Annotated in this window: 15 protein-coding genes; all 15 read right to left on the bottom strand. The window is 60.2% G+C overall.

Annotation, left to right across the window (positions count from 1 at the left end; all coding sequences use genetic code 11):
• Positions 1-46: 46 nt before the first annotated feature.
• The 15 genes from secA to ftsL all read right to left on the bottom strand — a co-directional run bounded on the left by secA (position 47) and on the right by ftsL (position 19,249).
• Complete coding sequence (secA, locus tag ACTG2W_RS15275; RefSeq protein ID WP_005336144.1) at positions 47-2,767, bottom strand: preprotein translocase subunit SecA; 2,721 nt, start codon at positions 2,765-2,767, stop codon at positions 47-49.
• A gap of 59 nt (positions 2,768-2,826) precedes the next feature.
• Positions 2,827-3,732, bottom strand: coding sequence for a M23 family metallopeptidase (locus ACTG2W_RS15270; RefSeq protein ID WP_005355107.1), 906 nt, complete (start codon positions 3,730-3,732; stop codon positions 2,827-2,829).
• A 140-nt stretch (positions 3,733-3,872) separates the two neighbouring features.
• Positions 3,873-4,796, bottom strand: a complete 924-nt coding sequence (lpxC, locus tag ACTG2W_RS15265; RefSeq protein WP_005336146.1) for a UDP-3-O-acyl-N-acetylglucosamine deacetylase — start codon at positions 4,794-4,796, stop codon at positions 3,873-3,875.
• 99 nt (positions 4,797-4,895) lie between these two features.
• Positions 4,896-6,047, bottom strand: coding sequence for a cell division protein FtsZ (gene ftsZ, locus ACTG2W_RS15260; protein ID WP_005336147.1), 1,152 nt, complete (start codon positions 6,045-6,047; stop codon positions 4,896-4,898).
• Between the two features lie 39 nt (positions 6,048-6,086).
• Positions 6,087-7,346: a cell division protein FtsA gene (ftsA, locus tag ACTG2W_RS15255; protein ID WP_005336148.1), complete on the bottom strand. Its 1,260-nt coding sequence runs from the start codon at positions 7,344-7,346 to the stop codon at positions 6,087-6,089.
• Positions 7,327-8,079: a cell division protein FtsQ/DivIB gene (locus ACTG2W_RS15250; RefSeq protein WP_005336149.1), complete on the bottom strand. Its 753-nt coding sequence runs from the start codon at positions 8,077-8,079 to the stop codon at positions 7,327-7,329. Before ACTG2W_RS15250 ends, ftsA begins: the two co-directional genes overlap by 20 nt.
• A gap of 97 nt (positions 8,080-8,176) precedes the next feature.
• Positions 8,177-9,631 (bottom strand): UDP-N-acetylmuramate--L-alanine ligase, encoded by a 1,455-nt coding sequence (gene murC, locus ACTG2W_RS15245; RefSeq protein ID WP_005336150.1) that lies wholly within the window; start codon positions 9,629-9,631, stop codon positions 8,177-8,179.
• Positions 9,632-9,742: 111 nt separating this feature from the next.
• The gene (gene murG / locus ACTG2W_RS15240) at positions 9,743-10,825 is read right to left on the bottom strand and encodes an undecaprenyldiphospho-muramoylpentapeptide beta-N-acetylglucosaminyltransferase (RefSeq protein WP_106843505.1); all 1,083 of its coding nucleotides are present in this window, start codon (positions 10,823-10,825) and stop codon (positions 9,743-9,745) included.
• Entirely contained in the window at positions 10,825-12,006 is a 1,182-nt protein-coding gene (ftsW, locus tag ACTG2W_RS15235; protein ID WP_005336154.1) for a cell division protein FtsW, read from the bottom strand. The genes murG and ftsW overlap by 1 nt, the downstream gene beginning before the upstream one ends.
• On the bottom strand, positions 12,003-13,286 hold the full coding sequence (murD, locus tag ACTG2W_RS15230) for a UDP-N-acetylmuramoyl-L-alanine--D-glutamate ligase (RefSeq protein WP_005336156.1): 1,284 nt from the start codon (positions 13,284-13,286) through the stop codon (positions 12,003-12,005). Before murD ends, ftsW begins: the two co-directional genes overlap by 4 nt.
• Before the next feature lie 4 nt (positions 13,287-13,290).
• On the bottom strand, positions 13,291-14,373 hold the full coding sequence (mraY, locus tag ACTG2W_RS15225; RefSeq protein ID WP_005356635.1) for a phospho-N-acetylmuramoyl-pentapeptide-transferase: 1,083 nt from the start codon (positions 14,371-14,373) through the stop codon (positions 13,291-13,293).
• A complete protein-coding gene (locus ACTG2W_RS15220) occupies positions 14,367-15,722 on the bottom strand; it encodes a UDP-N-acetylmuramoyl-tripeptide--D-alanyl-D-alanine ligase (protein WP_106843504.1) in 1,356 nt (451 codons plus the stop codon). Before ACTG2W_RS15220 ends, mraY begins: the two co-directional genes overlap by 7 nt.
• Positions 15,719-17,251, bottom strand: a complete 1,533-nt coding sequence (murE, locus tag ACTG2W_RS15215) for a UDP-N-acetylmuramoyl-L-alanyl-D-glutamate--2,6-diaminopimelate ligase (RefSeq protein WP_106843503.1) — start codon at positions 17,249-17,251, stop codon at positions 15,719-15,721. The genes ACTG2W_RS15220 and murE overlap by 4 nt, the downstream gene beginning before the upstream one ends.
• Entirely contained in the window at positions 17,184-18,938 is a 1,755-nt protein-coding gene (locus ACTG2W_RS15210; RefSeq protein ID WP_019444792.1) for a peptidoglycan glycosyltransferase FtsI, read from the bottom strand. The genes murE and ACTG2W_RS15210 overlap by 68 nt, the downstream gene beginning before the upstream one ends.
• The gene (ftsL, locus tag ACTG2W_RS15205; protein ID WP_042058665.1) at positions 18,935-19,249 is read right to left on the bottom strand and encodes a cell division protein FtsL; all 315 of its coding nucleotides are present in this window, start codon (positions 19,247-19,249) and stop codon (positions 18,935-18,937) included. The genes ACTG2W_RS15210 and ftsL overlap by 4 nt, the downstream gene beginning before the upstream one ends.
• Position 19,250: the final 1 nt, after the last annotated feature.

Genomic DNA, 19,250 nt, shown 5'->3' with positions numbered 1-19,250 from the left:
AATAACAAGGCGGGCACTTGGCCCGCCTGTTATGGCATAGCGTCGATCAGGTCAACTGACCGTGGCAGTGCTTGTACTTCTTGCCGGAACCGCACGGGCAGGGATCGTTGCGACCGACCTTCTGCTCATCGCGTACGAAGGTGGTGTGGCCCTCTTCGCCTGCGGCCTGTTCATCGGCCAGCTGGCTCTCGGCAGCGGCGTGGGTATAGGTACGGGGAGCGGCTTCCGCCTGCTGGCGCTGCTGCTCTTCCATCGCTTCCACATCGCGCTCCTGCACCTGAACACGGCTCAGGATGCTGACCACGTCGCGCTTGAGGGTTTCCAGCATCTGGGTGAACAGATCGAAGGATTCGCGCTTGTACTCCTGCTTGGGGTTCTTCTGGGCGTAGCCGCGCAGATGGATACCCTGACGCAGGTGATCCATGGCGGCCAGATGCTCTTTCCACAGACCATCCAGAGTTTGTAGCATCACCGCTTTCTCGAAGTTGCGCAGCACCTCTTTGCCGACCAGCTCTTCCTTGTGGGCATAGAGCTTGGTGGCTTCGTCCAGAATGCGCTCGCGCAGCTTCTCTTCATACAGCTTGTCATCTTCCGCCAGCCACTGCTGCAGCGGCAGATCCAGCGCGAAGTCCGCCTTCAGGCGCGCTTCCAGGCCCGGCACGTCCCACATCTCTTCCAGAGACTGGGGCGGGATGTACTCGTCGATCACCGCGCCGTAGACGTCGTCACGGATAACGTGGATGGTCTCGGAAATGTCGTTGGTATCCAGCAGCTCGTTGCGCTGCTCGTAGACCACCTTGCGCTGGTCGTTGGCAACGTCATCAAACTCCAGCAAACTCTTGCGGATGTCGAAGTTGCGACCTTCCACCTTGCGTTGGGCGTTTTCGATCGCCTTGGTGACCCACGGATGCTCGATGGCTTCGCCCTCTTCCATGCCCAGCTTCTTCATCATGCCGGTCACGCGATCGGAGGCGAAGATCCGCATCAGGGTATCTTCCATGGAGAGGTAGAAACGGGAGGAGCCCGGGTCACCCTGACGACCGGAACGGCCGCGCAGCTGGTTATCGATACGACGGGATTCGTGACGCTCGGTGCCGATAATGTGCAGACCACCGGCGGCCAGCACCGCATCGTGACGCACCTGCCAGGCGGCTTTCAGCTCAGCAATCTGCTCGCTGGTCGGGTTCTCCAGCTTGGCAATCTCTGCCTGCCAGTTGCCGCCCAACACGATGTCGGTACCACGACCGGCCATGTTGGTGGCGATGGTCACCGCACCTGTCTGACCGGCCTGGGCAACGATCTCCGCTTCCATGGCGTGGAACTTGGCGTTCAGCACCTTGTGCGGGATCTTCTCCTTGGTCAGGATGCCGGAGAGCAGCTCGGAGTTCTCGATAGAGACGGTACCAACCAGTACAGGCTGGCCCTTGGCCACACACTGACGGATATCTTCGATGATGGCGGCATACTTCTCGTTGGCGGTCAGGTAGACCAGATCGCCCATGTCCTTGCGCACCATCGGCTTGTTGGTCGGGATAACCACGGTATCCAGGCCATAAATCTGCTGGAATTCAAAGGCTTCAGTATCTGCAGTACCTGTCATCCCCGCCAGCTTGTTGTAGAGACGGAAGTAGTTCTGGAAGGTGATGGATGCCAGCGTCTGGTTCTCGTTCTGGATCTTCACCCCTTCCTTCGCTTCAACGGCCTGATGCAGACCATCGGACCAGCGACGACCCGGCATGGTACGGCCGGTGTGCTCGTCAACGATGACGATCTCGTCTTTCTGGACGATGTAGTCCACGTTGCGCTCGAACAGAGTGTGAGCACGCAGACCCGCATTGACGTGGTGCAGCAGGCTGATGTTGGAGGCGGAGAACAGGGAGTCGTTCTCATCCAGCAGCCCCTCTTTCTTGAGCAGCTCTTCCACGAAGATCTGACCGTTTTCGGTCAGCAGGGCCTGACGGTTCTTCTCGTCTACTGTGTAGTGACCGTCGCCGGTGTACTCTTCGGTGTCTTCCTTGTCCTGCTTGACCAGCAGCGGGATCAGCTTGTTGACGCGGATATAGAGCTCTGAGCTGTCTTCGGCCGGGCCGGAGATGATGAGCGGAGTACGGGCTTCATCGATCAGCACCGAGTCCACCTCATCCACCAGCGCGTAGTTGAGCGGGCGCTGTACGCGCTGCTCCGGCGAGAACGCCATGTTGTCGCGCAGGTAGTCAAAACCGAATTCGTTGTTGGTACCGTAGGTGATGTCGGCGGCATAGGCGTCACGCTTCTGGGACGCATCCATACCGGGCACGTTGCAATCGACTGTCATGCCGAGGAAGGCAAACAGCGGGCGGTTTGCCTCAGCGTCACGTTTGGCCAGATAGTCGTTCACCGTTACCACGTGCACACCACGGCCACTTAGGGCGTTCAGGTAAGCTGGCAGAGTCGCAGTAAGAGTCTTACCTTCACCGGTTTTCATTTCCGCGATGCGGTTGGAGTTCAGCACCATGCCGCCGATCAGCTGCACGTCGAAGTGACGCATGCCGAACACCCGCTTGGAGGCTTCACGCACGGTCGCGAACGCTTCCGGCAGCAACTGCTCCAGGGTCTCCCCCTGCTCGATACGCTGACGATACTCGGCCGTTTTGGCCTGCAACTCGGCATCGGACAGAGCCTCGAACTGCGGCTCCATGGCATTGATCTGTTTTACAATTTTGCGCAAAGCCTTGAGCGTTCTGTCGTTCCGGCTGCCGATAATCTTGGTAAGCAGTGTGCTAATCATGGGTACCAACTATTTCTGGTTATAAAAGCGTTCCGTCACTGGAACCTGAAGAAAAAAACCTAACCCCGTCTGGCACTGAGAAAGCGTGCGGGGTTGACCTGACGACCATCTTTCAACACTTCGTAATGCAGATGGACCCCGGTCGCGCGACCGGTGCGTCCCATCAAGGCAATCTTCTGACCCTGATCAACCAGGGTGCCCACCTCGACCAGCAACTTGGAGTTGTGGGCATAGCGGGTGACCAGGCCATTGCCGTGATTAATCTCCACCATATTGCCAAATTCCGGATGACGGCCCGCCCAGCTGACAATGCCGGGCCCGGTGGCCAGAATCGGGGTTCCGGGTTTGCCACGGAAATCGACCCCTTTGTGCATCTTGGCACGCCCGTTGAACGGATCGACCCGTCCACCAAACCCGGACGAGACCCAAACTCGCTCCTGTTTGACTGGCGTGCCGGAAATAAAACCGGCATCGGTGATATGGTGATTCATGATGAAAGATTCAAGTACCGACAGCTGCTCTTCACGGCTGCTGAGCTGCTGGCTGAGGTGTTTCATCGAGGCTTGCAGCTCGTTGAGGCTCACTTCCAACTCTTCATCATAAGAAGGGCCGCCCATGGGGGGCAGCTCTTTGAAATTGAACTCGTCGGGATCGAGATCGGCCTGCTCGGTCAATCGTTCGCCGAGGGCATTGAGACGGCCAAGCTGGCCCTGCATGGTGCCCACCTGAGCTGCCAGCATTGCCAACTGTTCACGGGCTTCGTCGCCACTCTGGTCAACGGACTGTTGCTCGGCAACGGCAAGCGCCACTTCCAGCGCCTCCATTTTCTGGTGCCAGCTCTGCCAGAGCCAACCACCACCAAGGGCCAACAGGGAGAAGAGAATACCGCCGACCCAAGCCAGACGTTGTTTGGGCAGGTGCAACTTGCGTCGCTGCTTGCCGTGGAGGATCAGGGTAATGCTCATAGAAATCAGTCTGCTCGGTCAGGTGCGGCCAGGAGCCTGCACGGGAAATAAAACCGGGAGATAATCGGTATTAAAGGATGGAGTAAACAAATGACGGAACGTCGGTGCGGAGAGAGGACCGACGTTCCGTTGCACAGCTATCAGGCCAGAACCAGACCGTTATCGTAGTAAGCGATAGGCGCTTTGTCGCCCTCACCCTCGAAGGTCACCAGTTCCCAAGCCTCCTGCTCGGCCAGCAAGGCACGCAGCAGCTTGTTGTTCAGGGCATGTCCGGTCTTGTAGGCACGGAACTCACCGATGATGCTGCGGTTACACATATAGAGGTCACCGATCGCGTCCAGCATCTTGTGCTTGACGAACTCGTCCTCATAACGCAAACCGTCTTCGTTCAGCACCCGATAGTCGTCCAGTACCACGGCGTTTTCCAGGCTTCCGCCCAGCGCCAGGTTCTGGGAACGCAGGTACTCGATATCACGCATGAACCCGAAGGTACGGGCACGGCTGATCTCTTTCACGAAGGAGGCACCGGAGAAGTCCAGTACGCAACGCTGATTGCGCCCTTCAAAGACCGGATGCTGGAAATCGATCTCGAGATCCATCTTGAAGCCGTTGCGATAGGGGTGGAATTCCGCCCACTTGTCGCCGTCTTCAACCCGGATGCTCTTCTTGATCCGCACAAACTGCTTGGCCGCATTCTGCTCACGGATCCCGACTTCCTGCAGCAGGTAGATAAAGGGATGCGCACTGCCATCCATCACCGGGATCTCGGGCGCGTCAACCTCAACGTAGAGGTTGTCGATCCCCATCCCGGCCAGCGCGGCAGAGAGGTGCTCGATGGTAGAGACACGGACACCGGCTTCGTTGACCAGAGCGGTACAGAGCACGGTATCGCGCACCTGATCGGCATTGGCTGGCAGCTCCACCACAGGATTCAGGTCGGTACGCAAGTAAACGATCCCTGTGTTCACAGGCGCCGGACGGAACGTCATGGTGACTTTCCGGCCCGAATGCAGGCCGACACCAGTCGCCTGTACACTCGTTTTCAAGGTTCTTTGTCTAATCATGGGTGTACCCTAAACAGCTTAAAATCCGGACCAGATGGTCGTTGGCAGGCCATCTTAGCACATTCCTTGAACAACAAACAAACGAGAGCCATAAGAGGCTTAGTCAGCTTGCTTGCGCAGGAACGCCGGAATATCCAGGTAATCCGGTTCACGACGAGCTTGCGGCTCGGCGTTGACCACCTTGGCCGGGGCTTCGTCCATCACTCGGCCTTGCATCATGTCGCTGACCAGCGGCTGACGCACCGGGCGCTCTTGCACCTGGCTGCTCTTGACTAGCGTGATGTCCGGCTTGCGCTCGGCACCGATACCGGTAGCAACCACGGTCACACGCAGTTCGTCGTGCATTTCCGGATCGATTACGGTACCCACAACTACAGTGGCATTCTCGGAAGCGAAGGCCTTGACCGCATTACCCACGGTTTCGAACTCTTCGATGGTCATGTCCATACCGGCGGTGATGTTGACCAGGATGCCACGGGCACCGGCCAGATCCACGTCTTCCAGCAGCGGGCTGGAGATGGCTTTCTCGGCCGCTTCCTCGGCACGGTCATCACCAGAGGCGGAACCGGTACCCATCATGGCAGTACCCATTTCGCGCATTACGGTACGCACGTCCGCGAAGTCGACGTTGATCAAGCCCGGGCGGGTGATCAGCTCGGCAATGCCCTGTACCGCGCCAAGCAGTACATCGTTGGCCGCCTTGAAGGCATCCAGCAAGGAGATACCGCGACCCAGCACCTTCAGCAACTTGTCGTTGGGGATGGTGATCAGGGAGTCGACGTTCTTGGAGAGCTCTTCGATACCGTGCGCGGCGAAGCCCATCCGCTTCTTCCCTTCGAAGGAGAACGGCTTGGTGACCACAGCAACGGTCAGGATGCCCATCTCGCGCGCCACTTCGGCCACGATCGGCGCAGCACCGGTACCGGTACCACCACCCATACCGGCGGCGATGAACACCATGTCGGAACCGGTCAGCAGCTCACGCAGTGCTTCGCGATCTTCCATGGCCGCATCACGACCCACTTCCGGATTAGCGCCGGCACCCAGACCCTTGGTGATGCCACCGCCGATCTGCAGGGTAGTGTTGGCGCTGGAGTTACGCAGTGCCTGGGCGTCGGTGTTGACGGTAATGAACTCAACACCCTCAATATTTTGACGAACCATGTGTTCGACAGCGTTACCGCCGCCGCCACCTACACCGATCACTTTAATGACGGCTTCGTCAGTGTGGCTATCCATAAATTCAAACATGTTGTCTCTCCGCTTTATTTGCCTGACTCAGCAAAATTCTTAGAACTCGCCACGCAGCCAGTTGCTAACCCGTTTGACCAGGCCACCGACGCTTGCCTTGGCGGCATATTCTTTGTTGCTACCTGTGGCTTGATGGGTGCGGCCATATTGCAGCAACCCGACCGCAGTCGAGTACACCGGTGCCTGCACGTAATCACTCAAACCACGTATGTTCATGGGCTCTCCCACCCGGACCTGGCTCTGGAAGATCTGCTCTGCACACTCCACAATGCCTTCAATCTGGGCAGCGCCGCCGGTCAAGACCACACCGGCTGCCAGCTGATGCTTGACCCCCTGCGCTTTCAACTCGCTTTGTACCCGCACCAGCTCATCATTCACCATGGAGAGCAACTCGGTGTAACGGGGCTCAATCACTTCAGCCAGTGTCTGCCGTTGCAGGCTGCGCGCCGGGCGACCGCCGACACTGGGTACTTCAATATTGTCTTCCTTGCTGACCAGACGACCGAGGGCGCAACCGTAGCGCACCTTGATCGCTTCCGCGTCGAGCGGCGGCGTGCCGAAGGCGTAGGCGATGTCGCTGGTCACAGTGCTGCCAGCGTACGGGATCACCTTGGTGTGGCGCAGGGCACCGCCGGTAAACAGCGACATATCCATGGTGCCGCCACCGATGTCCACCACGCAGACACCCAGCTCTTTCTCGTCTTCGGTCAACACGGCATAGCTTGAGGCCAGCGCGGAGAAGATCAGTTGATCCACGCGCAAACCGACCTTCTCCACACACTTCTCAATGTTGCGAGCCATGTCGTTGTGGCAAGTGATCAGGTGAACCTTGGCTGCCATCCGCACACCGGAGAGGCCGACCGGATTCTTGATCCCTTCCTGATAATCGATGGCAAACTCCTGAGGCAGCACATGCAGCACGCGCAGCTCGTCGGAGAGGCGAACCGACTTGGCGGTGTGGATCACGTTGTCCACATCCTCCTGGGTCACCTCTTCATCGGAGATGGGCACCATACCGGTCTCGTTGCGGCAATCAATATGCTTGCCGGACAACCCCAGATAGACAGAGCTGATCTGGCAATCTGCCATCATCTCGGCCTCTTCCACCGCGCGGCGCAGTGACTTGACCACGGAGTCGAGGTCATTGACCCCGCCCTTCTCCATTCCGCGAGAAGCGTGACTGCCCATACCGATGACGTTCAGTTCACCGTCCGGCAATACTTCCCCGACCAGAACCGCCACCTTGGTTGTGCCGATATCCAGTCCGACAATCAAATTCCTATCTGCGGTGTTGGTCATGCACTTTCTCTTCGCTCTTCTTCCAGCCAACTGCCATTCCGGTGTCGTATCGAAGATCCACGTAGGCGACTTGCGCACGGGGTTCGATAACCGGGAAGGCATCGATAAACCGCTGCAACCGGAGCGCAATGTCATTGCGTCCCAGGAACAGCTTGATATTGCCATCCAGGGTCAGTTCCCAGGCATGGCGGGGGGTCAGATTCACCCCCAGCAACTTGTATCCCTTGGCAGCCAGTTGCGACTCGTACTGCCGACTCTCTTTCAACACCCGGGCGGCCTGGTCATCCGGCCCTGACAGCTGCAACAGCGGCGTCTTGACCCGATCCGGGGCACTGAATACCTTGCCCTTGGTGTTGACGAAGCGGTTGCCATTCCAGCGAGCCGCCACATCTTGTTCCGTGAGGTAGATCTTGATCTTGTTCGGCCACTTCTTTCGTACCGAGACCGAGGCCACCCATGGCAAGGCATTGAGCCTTGCCTGCAATTCGTTGACGTCCAATTCGAAGAAGTTGCGCAGCTCGGCGCCATCCAGCACGGCCATCCGCAGCTCTTCGGTTTGCAAATACTGGTGTTGCCCCTGCAGCAACAGCTCGCTCATGGGCAACCGGTTGGCATCTGTCAGCCAACCTTTAACATCCAGCGCCGTCCGGTAGCAGCCCCATATCACCAGCAGGAAAAACGCTACCCCTGCGATGAAGCCACCCTTGGTGCGCCCCTGTGCCCTTGCCTCCACCCGATCGATCCCCGTGTAACGCGCTAAACCGGCCTTTGACAGACCGGTTCGCCATTATATAGGCCCCGGCTTGGCGGTCAAAATACTCATTGGGCCCTCAGGCGCCAGATTTCATGCTATCTATGCTCAATTTCATCTCGCCGAGACGACGGGCCAGTGCCCCGACGTTCCCGGCGCCTTGAGTCAACACCAAATCCCCCTCGCCGATCAGGTCGGCCAGCACGGCTGGCACGTCATCTGGCGTAGCGACGAAGATGGGTTCCAGGTTGCCGCGCGAACGAATGGAGCGGCACAGTGCCCGTCCATCAGCGCCCGGGATCGGCTCCTCACCGGCAGCATAAACCTCCAGCATCACCAGCACGTCTACCTTGGAGAGCACATCGGCGAAGTCCTCGTAGAGGTCGCGGGTGCGGGTATAACGGTGCGGCTGGAACACCATCACCAGACGCTTCTCGGGCCAACCGGCACGGGCAGCATTGATCGTGACCTTCACTTCGCTCGGGTGGTGACCGTAATCGTCCACCAGCATCGCCTTGCCGCGACCGGTTTCAAACTCGCCATACTGCTGGAAGCGACGACCGACCCCTTCAAATTTGGCCAGTGCAGAGATGATGGCCTCATCGCTAACACCGTCCTCTGTCGCGACAGCTATCGCCGCTGCGGCGTTCAATGCGTTGTGAATACCCGGCAAATTGAGGGTGACCTGCAGCTCACCCGCCTCTTTGCGGCGAACACGGAAGCAGCTGTGGTTGGTGGTCTGGACAAAATCCAGCACCTGCACATCGGCATCGTCAGAGAGACCGTAGGTCAGGGTCGGACGGGCAATCTCGGGCAACATGCCACGGATCACCGGATCATCGATGCAGACCACCGCCAGTCCGTAGAAGGGCAGGTTGTGCAGAAACTCGATGAAGGTGGCCTTCAGCTTGGAGAAATCACCGCCGTAGGTATCCATGTGATCCGCTTCGATATTGGTCACGATAGAAACCATGGGCTGCAGATGCAGGAAAGAGGCGTCGCTCTCATCCGCCTCTGCAATCAGGTAGCGGCTGCTGCCCAGGCGGGCATTGGTGCCGGCACTGTTGAGCAGACCACCGATGACGAAGGTCGGATCGCGGTCGGCTTCGGCATAGATGCTCGCCACCAAACTGGTGGTGGTGGTCTTGCCGTGGGTACCGGCGATGGCGATACCGTGGCGGAAACGCATCAGCTCGGCCAGCATCTCGGCACGGCGCACCACCGGGATCCGCAGTTCGCGGGCAGCCAGCAGCTCCGGGTTGTCCTGCTTGATGGCAGTAGAGACCACCACCACGCTGGCACCCTCAACGTGTTCGGCACTGTGGCCGACGAAGATGTGCGCGCCCAGTCCGGCTAACCGCTCGGTCACGGCGTTGCGAGCCAGATCAGAACCCGTTACCTGATACCCTTCGTTGGCAAGCACTTCGGCGATCCCGCCCATACCGGCACCACCGATGCCGATAAAGTGGATGCGACGCACGCGGCGCATTTCGGGGATCACAGTACGCAGTTTTGCCAGTTCAACCTTGGTCATAATCGTCTCTTTAGTCTGCCGCAGGCCATGTGCCGTCAAAGCGCGGCTGCACGGCGGCATCAATACATACAGGTACAAGGCTGCCCGGAGTCACCGCTGCAACCTTGCTCATCAATCTTTACCACGCTGCCCGGTTGCGAGCTGTTTGCACTCATCCGCAACCCGCTCGGCCGCATCCGTGATGGCGACGCGGCGAGCCGCTTTCGCCATGTTAAACAGGGTCTCCCGGCGACCTGCCAACCAGGTCAAGCGTGCCGCCAGTGAGGCTGTGTTCAGCTCGGACTGGGGCAGAAACTCGGCCGCTCCGCCGTCGACCAGGGTCAGGGCGTTACGGGTCTGGTGATCATCCACCGCATGGGGCAGCGGCACGAAAATGGCTGCCACACCGGCGGCAGCCACTTCGGAAACCGTCAGCGCACCGGCACGGCAAACCACCAGATCGGCCCAGGCGTAGGCGCTGGCCATATCCTTGATAAATTCACTCACCTCGGCATTGATGCCGTGCTGGACATAGGCAGCAGAGACAGTCTCAGCATTGCCCTTGCCACACTGGTGACGCACTTCAATGGGCACGCCGGATGCTGCCACCGCAGCAGGTACCTGCTCGTTGAGCACCCGCGCACCCAGACTGCCACCCACGATCAGCAGATGCAGTGGCTCGGCTCCGCTGCGCAGTTGTGGATCCGGCAGGGCAACCACTTCGGGACGCACCGGATTACCCACCACGGCGGTGCGACGGCTCGGCGCGAAGGCACCCGGAAATGCCATCAGCACCCGCCTGGCGATACGGGCCAGCAGCTTGTTGGTCATGCCGGCAGCGGCATTCTGCTCATGGAGCAGCAGCGGGATGCCGGAGAACCAGGCCGCCACGCCACCCGGGCCGGAAGCAAAACCGCCCATGCCGAGCACCACATCAGGACGAACGGTCTTGAGCACCTGACGCGCCTGCAAGATCGATTTGACGATGCGATAGGGTGCCACCAGCAGTCGCTTGATGCCGTTGCCACGTACTCCCTGAATATCGATGAAGGAGATGGGATAACCGTGGGCGGGCACCAGCTCCGCCTCCATCCGGTCGGCAGTGCCGAGCCAGTGGACAGTCCAGCCCTGGGCCTTCAGGCGATCGGCCACGGCCAGACCGGGGAACACATGCCCACCGGTACCACCTGCCATCACCAACAGAGTCTTGCTCACTAAACCTCCCGCACGCGCGCCTGGGCTGTCGCCTGACGCAACTCAAAATCGATTCGAATCAACATGCTCACCGCCACCGACATGATGATGAGACTGGAACCACCGTAACTCACCAGCGGCAGGGTCAAGCCCTTGGTTGGCATCATGCCGCTGGCCGCGCCGACGTTGACGAAGGTCTGGAAGCTGAACCAGATGCCAATGCCGATGGCCAGATAACCGTCATAGAGCCGCTCTGCCACCAGCGCGCGATGCCCCAGCTTGAGCGCCTTGACCGCCAGCGCAAAAATCAGGAACAGGGCGCCCAGCACCCCGACGTAACCCAGCTCTTCACCGAGGATCGCAAACACGAAGTCAGTGTGCGCTTCCGGCAGGTACTCCATCTTCTGGATGGAGTTGCCAAGCCCTTCGCCAAACCAGCTGCCACGGCCAAACGCCATCAGCGACTGGGTCAACTGGTAGCCGCTGCCAAACGGATCGGCCCAGGGATCCATAAAGGAGGTCACTCGCCGCATCCGGTAGGGCTCGACGATAATCAGCATCACCACAGAGCCGAGGCCCGCGCCGATCAGGGTCAAAAACTGTCCCAGTCGGGCACCGGCCAGAAACAGCATGCCGAACGAGGTAACGAACATCACCACGGTGGAACCCAGGTCAGGCTGCAACAGCAGCAAGACCGCCAGCACCCCGAACACCGCCAGCGGTTTCAAAAAGCCGATCCAGGCTTCACGCACTTCGCTCTGGCGCCGCACCAGATAGCCGGCCAGATAGACAAACAGCGCCAGCTTGCCAAACTCGGCAGGCTGCAGGTTGAAGGGGCCGAGCGGCAACCAGCGCACCGCACCGTTGACGTTGCGGCCCACCAGCAGCACCAGCACCAGCATCAAGATCGCCAGCAGCAGCATGGGGCCGTTGTGCTGTTGCCAGCGCGCCATCGGCACCTGCAACACAAACCAGGAGATACCGAGCGCCATCACCAGAAACAGGGCGTGACGCTTCACAAACATGAAGGGGTCATCCCCCAGCGCAATCCCTTCGGGGATCGACGCCGAGGCCACGATGACCACCCCGACCGCCATCAGGGAGAGCGCCAGCAGTACCAGCTGCCGATCGTAGAGACCGGCAGGACGCGCCGGTAACAACCAGCGCTGGAACAGACCTGCTGCTGCGCGAAGGGCGTTCATAGCGCCAGCACCATTTCGGTAAAGCGATCGCCACGCACCTCGAACGACTTGAACTGATCGAGGCTGGCACAGGCTGGCGCCAGCAGCACCCAGTCACCGGGCTTGGCATCGGCAGCCGCTTTGGCAACCGCGGCAGCAAGGTCGGCCACCCGTTCGGTCTGCTCGCCCAGTGCCAGCAGCACCTCGGCATCCTGACCGAAGCAGTACATGTGATCGATCTGGTTGCCCAACAGCGCCTGGATCGGGCCAAAATCCTGCCCCTTACCCTGACCACCGGCCAGCAGCAGCAGGCGCCCCTTGACCGACTCGCGCACACCGGCAACGGCAGCCAGCGTGGCTCCCACGTTGGTGGCCTTGGAGTCGTTGATCCAGCGCACCCCGTTCACCTCGCGCACGAAGCGGGCACGATGGGGCAAGCCCTCGAAACGACGCAGCACGGTAAGCTGAGCCGCACGAGGAATGCCGACCGCATCACACAGCGCCATGGCGGCCAGCGCGTTGGCCTGATTGTGGGCACCGACGATCTTCATCTCGTCTACCGCCAGCAGTGGTTCACCGTGCAACGTCAACCAGTAGCGGCCATCCAGCAGGCAACGGCCATAGCCATTGCAGTCGAGACCAAAGCTCTGCCACACCTGACCCACATCAGGCAGGGTCTGGGCATCGTCACGATTGACCAGAATGTGTTTGGAGTGCTGATGGATCTCCATCTTGGCGGCGCGATAGTCGGCCATGCCCTGATAGCGATCCATATGATCTTCTGAGAGGTTCAGCACCACGGAGGCGGCAGCACGCAAACTGTGAGTAGTTTCCAGCTGGAAGCTGGAGAGCTCCAGCACGCAGAGATCCATCGGCTGCTTGAGCAGCTCCAGCGCAGGCGTGCCGATATTGCCGCCCACGCCGACATTGAGACCGGCTTCGGCAATCATCTCGCCCACCAGGGTAGTGACGGTGCTCTTGCCGTTGGAGCCGGTAATGGCGATGACCGGGGTCTGGGTCTCGCGCACAAACAGTTCGATGTCACCGACGATCTGTACGCCACACTCGGCAGCCGCTTTCAGTTCGGGGGTCGCCAGCGCGATACCCGGGCTCGCGACGATCATGTGCGCCTGCTTTAGCAGTGCCTCGTCGAGCCCGTGAATGAGCTCAACCTCCGGCGGCAGTTGATCCTTGCCGGGCGGGTTGGCGCGGGTATCCATCACCAGTGGCGTCACGCCACGGCCGAGGAAGTAATCGACACAGGAGAGTCCGGTTTTGCCCAATCCGATGATGATGACCATGGCCTTACCTCACCTTCAGGGTGGCAAGACCCAGCAGCACCAGCACGAGGGTGATGATCCAGAAGCGCACGATGACGCGCGGCTCCGGCCAGCCCTTCTTCTCGTAGTGGTGATGGATCGGCGCCATGCGGAAGATCCGCACGCCGCGCAGCTTGTATGAACCCACCTGCAGGATCACCGAGACAGTCTCCATCACGAAGACGCCGCCCATGATCACCAGCAGGAACTCCTGACGGACCAACACGGCGATGGTACCGAGCGCGCCGCCCAGCGCCAGGGAACCAACGTCGCCCATGAAGACCTGCGCCGGATAGGTGTTGAACCAGAGGAAACCCAGACCCGCCCCGACGATGGCGGTACAGACGATCACCAGCTCGGAGGTATAGGGCACGTAGGGAATGTGCAGGTAGCTGGCAAAGTTGACGTTACCGGTGGCCCAGGCGATCAGGGCAAAGCCCCCCGCCACCATCACGGTCGGCATGATGGCCAGGCCGTCGAGACCGTCGGTCAGGTTGACCGCGTTGGAGGTGCCGACGATGACAAAGTAGGTCAGTACGATAAACATCAAGCCAAGCTGCGGCATCACATCCTTGAGGAAAGGCACCACCAGCTGGGTTTGGCCCTCATGGGTTGCGGTCGCATAGAGGAACACCGCCACCGCCAGCGCTACCGCGGATTGCCAGAAATACTTCCAGCGCGCGATCAGGCCGTCGGTATTCTTGCGCACCACCTTGAGGTAGTCGTCGGCAAAGCCGATGGCGCCATAGGCACCCAGCACAAACAGCACCAGCCAGACATAGGGGTTGTCGAGGCGGCACCAGAGCAGCACAGACGTGAAAATCGCAGCAATGATCATCAGGCCACCCATGGTCGGGGTACCCCGCTTGCTGAGGTGGGACTCGGGACCGTCGTTGCGGATCACTTGACCGAATTTCAGGATCTGCAGGCGACGGATCAGGCGTGGCCCCATCCAGAGGGCAACCCCCAGTCCGGTAATGATCGACAGGATGGCGCGAAACGTCAGGTAGGAGAAGACGTTGAAGAAGGTGAAGTGCGGGGTGAGCAGTTCGGCCAGCCAGACTAGCATGTGGCTGACTCCTGACGGTCTTTGACCATCTCGACGATATCTTCCATGCGGGAGCCACGTGCCCCCTTGACCAGAATCGAAATTTCCTGATGTGTATTTATCATTTGCGCAAGCACTTCAAACAACGACGCCTTGTTATCGAAATGTCGGCCAACCGCGGCATCTGCGGTGTGGCGACTCTCTTCCCCCACTGTCAGCACGGCATCCAGACCGCGCTCGCGGGCATGACGGCCAACCCGGGCGTGTTGCTCGGCAGACTCCTCACCCAGTTCCCGCATATCACCAAACACCAGCACCTTGAAGCCGCCCATGGCGGTCAGGGCATCGATGCCCGCCAGCACGGATTCCACGCTGGCATTGTAGGTATCATCTACCAGGGTCAGACCGCCCCAGCGCTGCACGCAGAAGCGCCCCTTGACCGGTGCCATCTGTTCCAGCCCAGCCTTGACGGAGTCGAGGGATGCGCCGAGGGCCAGACAGCCCGCGGCGGCAGCCAACGCATTGGCCACGTTGTGGCGACCCGGGATCGCCAGAGTCAGGCTCAACTCGCCCTGCGGGGTCACCATCACGAACTCGGCGCAGCCTCGCTCATTGAGCACAAGGTTGCGCGCGTGAAACGGCTGGCTCTGATCGTCGATGGAGAAGGCGCACTGAATGCCGCGTTCCCGCCACTTCGGCCAGAATTCGTTGTCGGCATTGACGATGGCCGTGCCGCCCTCGCTCAGCCCCTCAAAGATTTCGCTCTTGGCGTGGAATACCCCTTCCAACGAGCCGAAGCCCTCCAGATGGGCCGCCGCCACGTTGTTGATGATGGCGGCATCGGGTTTGGCCAGTGAAGTAGTCCAGGCGATTTCGCCCGGATGGTTGGCCCCCAGCTCCATCACTGCAAACCGGTGTTGCGGCTCGAGGCGCAGCAGGGTGAGCGGCACGCCCACCTCGTTGTTGAAGTTGCCAGCGGTGGCCAGCACTTCCCCTTCGTTGCGCAGTATGGCGGTTGCCATCTCCTTCACCGTGGTCTTGCCGCAGCTGCCGGTAATGGCCAGCACTTTCGGGTTGATGCGCTCGCGCACCAGTTTGCCGAGTCGGCCCAGTCCTTTCAGACTGTCGGTCACCACCAGCTGGGGGATGGCCAGCGGCAGCTCACGCTCAACCAGCAGGGCAGAGGCCCCTGCCTGAACGGCCTGCTCGCAAAAATCGTGGGCATCGAAGCGCTCGCCGCGCAGAGCAACGAACAGGGCACCCGCGCCCAGAGTGCGGGTGTCGGTACTGACGACGGTGATCTCGCCGTCGTCACCAATCAGACGGGCATCGAGTACCTGCGCCAGCTCGGCAAGCCTGAGGGTCATCATTTGAATGACTCCAATAATGTGTGCAAGGCGGCAGCAACGGTTTCCCGGTCGCTGTAGTGCCGCTTGTCGGTTCCAATGATCTGATAATCCTCGTGACCCTTACCGGCCACCAGGATGATGTCCTGTTTGCTCGCCTGACCGATGGCCAGCGCAATCGCCTTGACCCGGTCGTGCTCCACCTGCACCGCAGCAGGATCGCGAAGACCCGCCACCATGTCGGCCATGATCCGGGCCGGCTCCTCGGTACGGGGATTGTCGTCGGTCAGGATCACGCGATCCGCATACTGCTCGGCCATGGCGGCCATCATGGGGCGCTTGCCGCGATCGCGGTCGCCACCACAGCCAACCAGGCACCAGAGCTGGCCTGTGCAGTGCACTCGCAGGGCCTGCAATGCCTTCTCCAGCGCGTCCGGAGTGTGGGCGTAATCGACCACCGCCAGCGGCGTATCGCCACCGCCGAAACACTCCATGCGACCGGTCACTGGCTGCAATTTCGGGGCAGTTGCCAGCAGCTCGTTGAAGTCGTAACCGAGCACCAGCATCACGCCCATCGCGGCCAGCACATTGCTGACGTTGAAGCGCCCGAGCAAGGGGGCGGATAATACACCATTCCCCCAGCTGGAGTTAATCTGCGCGCGAAAACCTTGCTGGTGAAAATCAAGCTGCTGCGCCGTTAATTGACGGCCAGAATGGTTTTCGATCGGGCCATTAACGCTGAACGCCACCGCTGCCGGATATTTTTCGATCCACTTGGCACCCAACTTGTCATCACGGTTGATCACCGCATTCGACTCATCGACCAGCTGCAACAGCTGCTCCTTGGCGGCGCCATAGGCTTCCATGGTGCCGTGATAATCGAGGTGATCCCGGCTCAGGTTGGTGAAAACGGCAGCGGCAAACGGCAGTGCGGCAACACGGTGCTGCACCAGACCATGGCTGGAGACCTCCATCGCCACCAGATCCGCCCCCTGCGCTTGCAGCGCAGCCAGATTGGCTTGCACCTGCACGGCGCTGCCGGTGGTGTTTTCCGCTTCGATCAGATGGCCAAACAGGCCGTTGCCGATGGTGCCCATCACACCCGCCTTGCCACCCAGCAGGGTGCGCCAGTTGGCGACCAGCAGCGCCGTAGTGCTCTTGCCATTGGTGCCGGTGATCCCGACCAGATCCAGTTTTTTGGCTGGTTGATCGTAGAAATAACCTGCAAGAGCAGAGAGGTGAGCGGGCAGATCCCGCATCCCGATACAGGGAACCGGAGTCGATGGTGGGATAAATTCACCATCCTCCTCAAACACAACAGCGGTCGCTCCTTGAGCCACCGCCTGTTCGATAAACCGTCTGCCATCCACCTGATGGCCGCGAATGGCCACGAAGAGCGAGCCGGGGCCAACCCGCCGACTATCCAGCTGGATATCGGTCAGGGTGAGCGCCGGCGCCTGGATACCGAAGGGGCGCAGTAATGCATCAAGTGCGCGGGACAAGAGAAGCCTCCGTACGGGCAAGTTTGGTGGGCACCGCTGGCGGCACCGCATCGGGACGAATATTGAAGAGCTGCAGCACCCCGCCCATGGCCTCTGCAAACGGTGGGGTCGCCACGGCGCCGCCATAGTAGGCGCTACCTTTTGGCTCGTTGATCACCACCACCATGACGAAACGGGGATCACTGGCGGGTGCGAAACCGGCAAACCAGGCCATGTAATCCTTGCCATAGCCACCGGCGACGGCGACCTTGGCGGTACCACTCTTGCCACCGACCCGATAGCCCGGGATCTTGGCTTTTGGAATAGCGTTGTCGACCACATACTCCAGCGCCTGCAACATGGCAGCGGCGTTGTTGTGATCAATCACCTGCTCACCCTTGGGCGGCGTAGTCACCTTGACGATGGAGAGCGGCACCCGTTTGCCCTTGTTAGCCAGGGTGGCGTAGGCGGAAGCCAGCTGCAGCGGGGTGACCCGCAGACCATAACCGAACGAGAGGGTTGCCCGCTCGATATCGGACCAGCGACGACGCTGGGGCAGCATGCCGCTGCTCTCGCCCATCAGCCCGCTGCCGGTATCCATACCGAAACCGAACATGCTGAGGGTGTTGATCATCTCCTGCGCCGGCATCCGCAGCGCGATGCGCGACATACCGATGTTGGAGGAGTAGCGCAGGATATCGTAGAGGTTGGTCGCCTTGTGGATACTGACGTCCTTGATCTGCTTGGCACCGATAAAGAGCGGCCCACCAGGAATGAAATCTTTCCAGCTGGTGACACCTGCCTGCAAGGCACTGAGCAAAATCAATGGCTTGACGGTCGAACCCGGCTCATAAGTATCGGTTACCACCCGGTTGCGTACCCGGAAGCTCTGATACTGGCCACGGTTGTTCGGGTTATAGGAGGGGGTGTTGACCATGGCGAGTACTTCACCTGTCTTGATATCCAGCATCACCATGGAGCCGGAGGTCGCCTTGTTCTCGTCGGTTGCCCGCTTGAGGGCTCGGTAGGCCAGAGCCTGCACCCGCTGATCGATACTGAGCTGCAGATCGTTGGCGTTCTTGCCCTCTTTGACGATGCCAAGCCGCTCGATGACGCGACCTTGACGATCCTTTCGTACCCGCATTTCGCCGGGTGTCGCCGTCAGCCACTCGTTGTAGCTGCGCTCAATCCCTTCAATACCGCTGCCATCGATGTTGGTCACCCCCACCAGATGGGCGCTGATCTCGCCGGTCGGATAGAAGCGGCGCGCTTCGGGGCGCAGGTAGATGCCACCCAGCTTGAGCCCCTTGATATATTCCGCCACCGCAGGAGTAACCTGACGCTGCAGATAGACGAAGCGTTTGCTGGGGTTGGCGATGCGGTGTTTGAGGGTATTGATGTCGAGCTTGAGCACGGCGGAGAGAGCCAGCCAGGCTCGCTCATTATTGATGGCACCAGATTCATGCACCGTCTTGGGATCGGCCCAGACAGCTTCGACCGGCACAGAAACCGCCAGCTGCTCGCCGTTGCGATCGGTGATCATGCCGCGCACCGCCTGGGTAGAGGTGGTACGCAGGGAACGCATGTCCCCTTCCTGACGCAGACGATCCGGATTGATCACCTGGATCCAGGCCAGACGCAGGATCAGACCCACAAACGCGATGCCGATAAACACCGCAAGCGTGCGAAAGCGCCACGGATAGATCGATGGCGCTTTGACATTCGCTTTGGCAGCTTTGGCTGTAGCCTTGCGTTTCATGGTTGGGTAATTACCTTCTCGGTGGTCACCAGCGGACGACCCATCTGCAACTTGTCCATCGCCAGACTCGCCACCCGGGAGTGTTCAGCCAGAGTGCCCTGCTCCAGCAGCAGATGGCGCCATTCGATATTGAGGCGATCCTCTTCCGCCATCAGATCGTTCTGCTGGGCCGTCAGACCTCGGGTCATGTTGGTCACCAGGATCACGGCAAACGCGGTCACCAGCACGGCGACCGACAGAAAAATCTGCAGCTTGTGCCGCCAGAGATCGGCAACGATCTCCTTGGCCAGATGAACACGCACTTCGCTCATC

It is taken from the genome of Aeromonas sp. 96A, from assembly GCF_051919165.1.
In the GTDB taxonomy this organism is placed as follows: domain Bacteria; phylum Pseudomonadota; class Gammaproteobacteria; order Enterobacterales; family Aeromonadaceae; genus Aeromonas; species Aeromonas veronii.
This window is presented reverse-complemented; position numbering and strand designations above follow the sequence as displayed.